This is a genomic window from Trichocoleus sp. FACHB-262 (assembly GCF_014696035.1).
Lineage (GTDB): Bacteria > Cyanobacteriota > Cyanobacteriia > FACHB-46 > FACHB-46 > Trichocoleus.
Map to the genome: position 1 here is coordinate 1 of NZ_JACJPK010000119.1, position 7,277 is coordinate 7,277.

Consider the following 7,277-nt stretch of genomic DNA (forward strand, 5'->3'; position numbering starts at 1 on the left):
CAGCAGTTGAAGGAACGACTGGAAGCACTCACTCCAGAAGGGGTGGCCTCGATTACAGGACGAGACTCGATTCTCTCAGCTCTATCTGTAGCCGGGTTTTAGAGAATTGGTATAAGTTGCTTAACAATTTTGCTGCATTCCCCAGATCGGTAGCTAGGCGATCGCGATTGGGCAGGATAGGCTAAATGTGGCCCCAAAACTAGGCATATATGAGCAAGCAGATCAGAGTTAATATCTCCGACCAAGAGGCAAAGCTAATTAAAGAAATCGGTGGCTTCTGGGGGCGGACAGGTGCAGACGTGATAGTTGAGGCATTCCGCAAGGGGCTATCTGAGGTGCTGACTACCTATAAAGCAGCCAGGGGCATTGAAAAGCCTTTATCAGCAGATCCGAACTATGAGGATAAGCCGGAAGATAGCGAGCAATAAAAACCCCGCCATCATCAGACAGCAGGGATTGTTGGGCGATTGCAATTAGGTAGTCATGACCGCTCATTTATCTATCTTTATCAGCTCTGCCACTACGCTAAGAAATTTGCGGTAATCCGGCAGAACGGGGCCTTGTTTTCCATTTCAACCTTTTCGTTTTTGTATGATTTCTCCTTTAAGGGCAATCAGAGGCCCTGCTATTGCTCGTCGTTTGAGCCAACGGAGAATGACCTGAGCCACGCTCTTCTGATATTCGCCTGCTATGGAGCGTAACAACTCGTTTCAACTGTGGAGAAGGTATCGGCAGTCTCAGACCTACAGACTGAGTCATAGACCCAGAAGAGATTCAGAGCACTGGCTCAATGGAGACTAGGTGGAGGCGATCGCCATGTGTGTGAAACTGCAGGAAATTGCCTTTGCCAATGGGGCAATGATCGTAGACCTCTACAAGATCAGTTTCAAGGTCAAAGCGAGCGTCAACACTCAGCATGGGAACGGGTCAGCGGGAAGCATTCCTAGCTCATTTTTACAGGAGGAAGAGCTGGCAGTTGAGCAGGTGTTCATGAATATACGCCATTGTTCAAGTGCAGGACACAGGGCTAGGAATTGCTCCAGCCGACCAAGTCCGAATTTTCGATCGCTTTTATCGAGTAGAACAAGATCGATCGCGGCACACCGGCGGTTCTGGTTTAGGTTTACCCATTGCTTTAGCGATCGCTCAGGCCCATCGCCGCACCCTTCAAGTACGCAGTGAACTTGGAAAGGGCAGCACCTTTACCGTGCGTTTGCCTCTAGAATAAATTACTAAAACAATAAGAAGTAAACATTATCTTAATCGGCATAGCCTCTGAGTAGGAAAAACCAATTGTTTTTTAATTGTTTTAATTGAATATAACGAGGATCAATCCTAGCGGGATCACTTGTATAAATAAAAAATGCTGCTTGGTTGAGTACAGAACTTCCTCTTTTATAATAATTGAAATAGACCGAATGATAATTTCGATCAATGTATGCTGTAGCCTGCCCCAATAGTAAGTTTTCTATAGGGCTGTCTTTTAGAACTACCTCTTGCTCTAATCGAGTTAGGATAACATTATTGGAGCTCATACGATTAACCACACTTTGGCGAGCTGATGACGTTAGCCAGAAGTTAATCCTTGGACTCACGTTATAAGCACCCCACAAAACAACTAAAATGGTTGATGCGATCAGGATTCCTCTCAAGCCACCTCTATTAAATTTAATACCCTGAATCACTCCGAAAATAATAGAAAAACATACAAATAAAATCAGTAGTTGATTAAAAAAATAACTAAACAAAGACAGGAAAAACAACAGAAAAAATAAGGCGACGAAAATTATCTTAGAGCTTAAACTCGAAAAGCTAAGTATTCGCATCAACAACCTGGCGAGTAATCTAACGTGAGTTTGTTGGGATAAGTAGAAGATGAGTAGGTAGGCTGAAAGTATTGAAGTTCCAAACTGCTGATACTCATCCTATGCTTAGTTTAGAAGACCTCTTATGCGCTGTCGATGATTTCTGCCAACAGTGCGATCGCACTCAATTCATCAACTTCCCGCTAGACCTGCTCTACCTAGCAGATTCCAATAAACTAGAAGCGGAATAGATACTAGAGCCGCCCTTAACGTGAAGGTGTCCAAAGGGTGTAGTTAGTCTACCCAGCGCATCACGAGGATATTCTAAGTTCCGGTATGTACCTGTGAAACGGTTGAGGTAACTCCGTAGGCTACCCGCATGTCCGATCGTGCAAATGTTACTTTACATCCGTTAACAAAACTCATAGCCGTCTAGAACGTTGATAGATTGCCTGAAAGCGTTCAGCAGATACCGCTTATTGTCTGTGGTTGTTGACAAAAATTTATGTATTTAATTTTACATTAGGCAAACCTAATTCTATGAGAGACATCTTCCCTAACGAATAAATTCTGTAAAAATTTAACCCGATTTATTAAAAACTCATTTACTTCTACTAGGTTTGCTATCTCTCAGGTTGGAGAAATGTCCTAAGCAAGGCTGCTGTAAACGGCATCAAAAGTTCCTCTACTCGTCAGTAATTTACAAAACTTTACAAAAACTGCTATTTTTTCGGCCTGCCTGCCTTCCATTTCAGAAATACTGTTGTAATAATATGAAGTAATGTAAAGTTGCTCATAAAGCAATGTAAACACTTACTTAAGTTGCCAAGTGCTTCATACGAGTAAGTATTTATACTTGTAATGCTTTACTTTATGCGTGCCACGCATAAAGTAACTGCTTCCTCTGAAGTATGAGTTTGTGCTGCCTTGGCGCAGGTTTCTCTCCATTTCCCACAGTCGTTTAAGTGTGACCCTCTTGCTCAATTTACCTAGGCAACCCCCCTTAAAAAATCATCATGACAAGATTTACCAGGCGCGACGTTTTGAAGTTTGGAGCGATCGCAGGTGGCTCATTGCTACTGCCGCTCGGACTTCAAAAACGGAGCTACGCAGGCAATGCGGGCAGCCCTAATGTTACTCGTTTCTCTCTTCCTTTCCGCAGTGCGCCCGTACTTAACCCGGTGCGTAGCGATGCAACAACTGATTACTACCAGATCAGGGTCAACAAGACACGGGTTAACATTATTCCGGGTCTCAGCACCGAGGTCTTCAGCTACAACGGAACAGTGCCTGGACCGACCATCAAGCAGCGCAAAGATCGTCAGTCTGTGGTTCGCTTCGTCAATGACAGCATTGGGACGCCAACCTCCACGCACCTGCATGGTATGGCTTCCCTACCTCAGTACGATGGTTACGCAGAGGATTTGATCCCACCTGGGTACTACAAAGATTACATTTACCCCAATAACCGGGCTGCAACGTTGTGGTATCACGACCACGCGATTCACAGAACAGCCCGCAACGTATACCAAGGATTGGCTGCCACCTACATTGTTCAAGATGATCTTGAGCTGGGCCTCCCTTTACCCAAAGGAGCGTATGATGTGTCGCTGATGATCCAAGACGTCATTCTCTCCCCAAATGGCTCATTAGTTTATGACGACGATGGTCAGGACAGCCTGATGGGAGACATCATTACCGTCAACGGTGTGCCTTGGCCTCGGATGGAGGTGGCAAACCGCAAGTACCGCTTCCGTGTGTTGAATGGATCACTTTCGCGCTCGTATCGGCTTGCCCTCAGTAATGGCAGCAAGTTTACGATGATTGGCACGGACGCCGGACTGATGGGATCGCCCGTAGAGGTGGCAAACTTCCGGCTTGGCATGGCAGAACGATACGAGTTTGTGATCGATTTTTCTAAGTACCCAGTTGGTACTAAGATTGTGCTGCAAAACCTGAGTCTGCCCAACAACGAAGACTATGACAATACTGGTGTAGTCATGCGGTTTGATGTGGTGCGGCAGGAACCAGATGATAGCTCTGTTCCCAGCACACTTCGTCCTTACAGTGTCATTCCTACCTCTTCGGCGGTGCGGACGCGGGAGTTCCGATATGAGCGGTCAAACGGACTGTGGGTCATTAACGGCAAAGTATGGGATGTCAACCGAATTGATGCTAATCCTCAAGTTGGCGATGTTGAAATCTGGCGGCTGTACAACAACTCAGGTGGTTGGTTCCATCCAATTCACGTCCACTTGATTGATGCTCAAATTATCGATCGCAACGGGAGAGCGCCTTTCCCTTACGAGCGCGGCTTCAAAGATGTCTTCTATGTGGGTGAAAATGAGTCTGTGCGAGTGATTGGCAAATTTGGTCCTCACACGGGTAAATATATGTCGCACTGTCACAACAGCGTGCATGAAGACCACGACATGATGAACCAGTTCCAAGTGGGTACAGGTGGCCCTGATCCGGTGACAGCCGCGCCCGCCCGCTCTCTGCCCGCACCGCCGCTTTAATCCATAGGTTGCTAGCTGCGTTAAGGATCGAGAGCTTGCAAGGCAAATTCCTCGACCGCTGTTAATTTCCAGTTTTTGCCTTGGTGCTTCTCTGGATGGGGAATTGCTAAGGCAAAAGCTGGGTAGAAATTTTGATAGTTCTTTAAGGCGACATAGATGGCTGCGCTAGATTCCTTCAGCCTTGCCGACGCTGACCAAATTTAGATTCGATCGCAAAATTAACCTCACCCAGGAGTTCTACCGATGCAGTCATTAGAGCTAAAGATTCAATCATGTTTTAGAGTCATTGCGATTTCAATGGCAATGACTTGTAGCGCGTTTGCTCTGACATCTCACCCGGTTCTAGCAGATTGTCAGGGTCACGATTCCCATCAGGTCTCTTCTGGTTCTCCTGATCATGATGCACATCACCCATCTTCAGCATCCAAACCGCGATCGCCCGAAGAATATGCTTTAGATCTAAAGGCTGAGCGCTTTGTCAATCGAGGACTAGAGCAGCTTCAGAATGGAGATGATAAAGGAGCTTTAGAAAGCTTTAGTCAAACACTGGAGGTGATCCCGACTCATGAGATTGCTCACACTTATAGAGGGCGTCTTCAGAGTGGTGTGGGAAATTATGAGGCGGCGATCGCGTCCTATACGGAAGCTATCAAGAGCAATCCTAATTTCTCATATCTCTATAACAGTCGTGGCGCGGCTCGTGAACAAGTGGGCGATAATGAGGGCGCGTTCAGTGATTACACTCAAGCGATTGAACTTTATCCAGAAGATGGCATCGGCCACAACAACCGAGGCGCGCTCAACTTAAAGCTGGGTAAGTATCAGTCTGCGATGGAAGACTTTAATCAGGCCATTGAAGATAACTCTGGTTACGCTGCTGCGTATGCTAACCGGGCTGAACTGCGGCTTCAACTCAAAGATATGCGCGGAGCAATGGCAGATTTCAATCAAGCTATTAAGCTAAATCCTAAGCTGGCTGCTGTCTATGTCCGCCGAGCAGATCTTCGCACTCAGATGGGCGATCGCAAAGGAGCCGCATCAGACCTTCAGTTCGCTCAAAAGCTGGAGCAAGAAGGCCAATCCCAGCAAGCGACTGCCACAGGTATCTTAATAGAATGAAAAAATTCGATGCACAGTGGCACAGTGCCAAGCTAAATGACGCAGAGACAAATTCGTGTCATGCAATAAATGCGATCGCTGCACGCTTGCAGGAATTAAGGTTGATGAAATTTATCAATGCACAAATCCATTCATAAACCAAATGTTAGGCTTTTTTGGAACAAATTTTTCATCCTTTTTTCTTGCTTCGCTCATTGCTCAAGCGAACTTTGGATCTCCAGCATCTGGGGGGGGACCGCCACCAAAAACAACTAGGTTTCAGTCTGTAGAAACAGCAAATACTTACTTTTCTGAGCCACTTTGCTATTTTCAAACGAGTGACAGCAGAGTGATTGACCTAACTTATTTATGTGGGCAATCTCCCACATTGCAGTCTTTTAGTTACCCTCAACCCCCTCAGGTCTACGATAATCGGGCAATTAGAACATTTGATGACTCTGTGTATGGAGAAGGAAATTGATATAAAGCAAGTGGTAGTGCATCAAAGAGTTGAGGGATAAGTAATACCAATCCCTCAACGTTAAACGACAGATATCATAGGACTAGTAGAGGATTCAGCCATCGAATATAACGGGAGCCTACAAACTGGAGATTTAAGAGAGTTGCATAACTCTCTGCCACAACTAATGCAAAAAGGAAAAACGAATGTTAAAAAGATTTGTAGCAACAGCGTTGGGGATATCTTCCGCAATGTCTCTAAGTCTACCAGCACAAGCACAAACAGGAGACTGGGCATATCCAGTACCATTTCGGAACTATCTCAGCCAACTGGCAAGAGAATCTGATTGGATACGAGAAGGACCTTTTGGACTACGGCATTATCACTTTATAGCCACTGCTCCTCTTGGCAGATTAGTAGCTCTTGCTAATGTGACCTGTGCACAGATGGAAGAGGGACGACCATATGCAACTATCAAAGCAGATGTTGAAGCTGATGCTAAGACAATGTTTCCCTCAACAGTCATCACTAAGTTAGGTGCAAGTGGAGTAAGTCGATTCGCAGATGTTGCAATTGGCTCAGCAGTTAAAAATACCTGCCCTACCTACAGTAGTAGCTTGCCTACATTAAACTACACCTTACCTGCAGATTAAAACATACCCAGTGTATGCATTGAGGGTGGGTCTGTTTGAAGTTGCAGCGATCGCTGTCCTCTATTGAGCTGATCGCTGCAACTCTACTTGGGTATGTAGTCTTGACTAAGCATAAAATACGATTTCGGGTGCTAAATTCTGGGTGCTGAAATCATAAACTTCCTGCTAAACCTGCTCCACCTAGCACATTCTAGTAAAGTAGAAATGGAATAAATACTAGATCTGCTAGGGTGGTCAGGGAGTAAAGCGATCGCTCCCACCCAGACCAATACTTGTGTTTCCAGGCCAGCAACGTAAAAACGGGCAAGGCAATCGACAACCCAGCAGCAATTGGAGGTAAGTAGAGGGAGGCAACCGCGAGCGCAGGTATCCTTTAAAGAATTAATTTCACATTTAAAGAAATATCTTCCTTAGCTGAAACGCTCTAAGAACAGAGGCTTTGATACGTTTTGGCTGTGAAATTAATTCTTTAAAGCTGTTGATTAATTTTTTAATGGACAGCTGATGAGCCAGGGACGAATGCCGCTTGGGCGTTGCTGAAAGAGTAATGCTGGCTTTGGCACAATGAAGGTATGAAATGTCCTCAATGTCACTCCACTCACACGGCTAAAAACGGTTACCGTCGCGGAAGACAGTGCTATCAGTGCAAGCAGTGTGGTCGCCAATTTCTCGAGTCTTACCGTCCTTGGGCTTACTCCGATGACATCAAGCAACTGTGCATCAAAATGTATCTCAATGGCAT

General features: G+C 45.6%; 7 protein-coding genes. 6 read left to right on the plus strand and 1 reads right to left on the minus strand.

All coding sequences use genetic code 11. The annotated features are described in order from the left end of the window. Positions 1-209 precede the first annotated feature (209 nt). Both H6F68_RS28325 and H6F68_RS28335 read left to right on the plus strand, forming a co-directional pair. Entirely contained in the window at positions 210-428 is a 219-nt protein-coding gene (locus H6F68_RS28325; RefSeq protein WP_190564296.1) for a hypothetical protein, read from the plus strand. A gap of 584 nt (positions 429-1,012) precedes the next feature. Continuing rightward, positions 1,013-1,228, plus strand: a complete 216-nt coding sequence (locus tag H6F68_RS28335) for an ATP-binding protein (protein WP_399315348.1) — start codon at positions 1,013-1,015, stop codon at positions 1,226-1,228. A gap of 31 nt (positions 1,229-1,259) precedes the next feature. Here the strand turns inward: H6F68_RS28335 and H6F68_RS28340 are convergent, their stop codons facing one another. Beyond that, positions 1,260-1,685 (minus strand): hypothetical protein, encoded by a 426-nt coding sequence (locus tag H6F68_RS28340; RefSeq protein WP_190564300.1) that lies wholly within the window; start codon positions 1,683-1,685, stop codon positions 1,260-1,262. Positions 1,686-1,897: 212 nt separating this feature from the next. Between H6F68_RS28340 and H6F68_RS28345 the strand changes: the two genes are divergently transcribed. The 4 genes from H6F68_RS28345 to H6F68_RS28360 all read left to right on the plus strand — a co-directional run bounded on the left by H6F68_RS28345 (position 1,898) and on the right by H6F68_RS28360 (position 6,535). Continuing rightward, on the plus strand, positions 1,898-2,056 hold the full coding sequence (locus tag H6F68_RS28345; protein WP_190564302.1) for a hypothetical protein: 159 nt from the start codon (positions 1,898-1,900) through the stop codon (positions 2,054-2,056). 765 nt (positions 2,057-2,821) lie between these two features. Beyond that, positions 2,822-4,324 carry a multicopper oxidase family protein gene (locus H6F68_RS28350; protein ID WP_190564310.1) on the plus strand — a complete coding sequence of 501 codons (1,503 nt, stop codon included), beginning with the start codon at positions 2,822-2,824 and terminating at the stop codon, positions 4,322-4,324. A 303-nt stretch (positions 4,325-4,627) separates the two neighbouring features. Continuing rightward, positions 4,628-5,443, plus strand: coding sequence for a tetratricopeptide repeat protein (locus H6F68_RS28355; protein ID WP_190564312.1), 816 nt, complete (start codon positions 4,628-4,630; stop codon positions 5,441-5,443). A 645-nt stretch (positions 5,444-6,088) separates the two neighbouring features. After that, positions 6,089-6,535, plus strand: a complete 447-nt coding sequence (locus H6F68_RS28360) for a hypothetical protein (RefSeq protein WP_190564314.1) — start codon at positions 6,089-6,091, stop codon at positions 6,533-6,535. Positions 6,536-7,277: the final 742 nt, after the last annotated feature.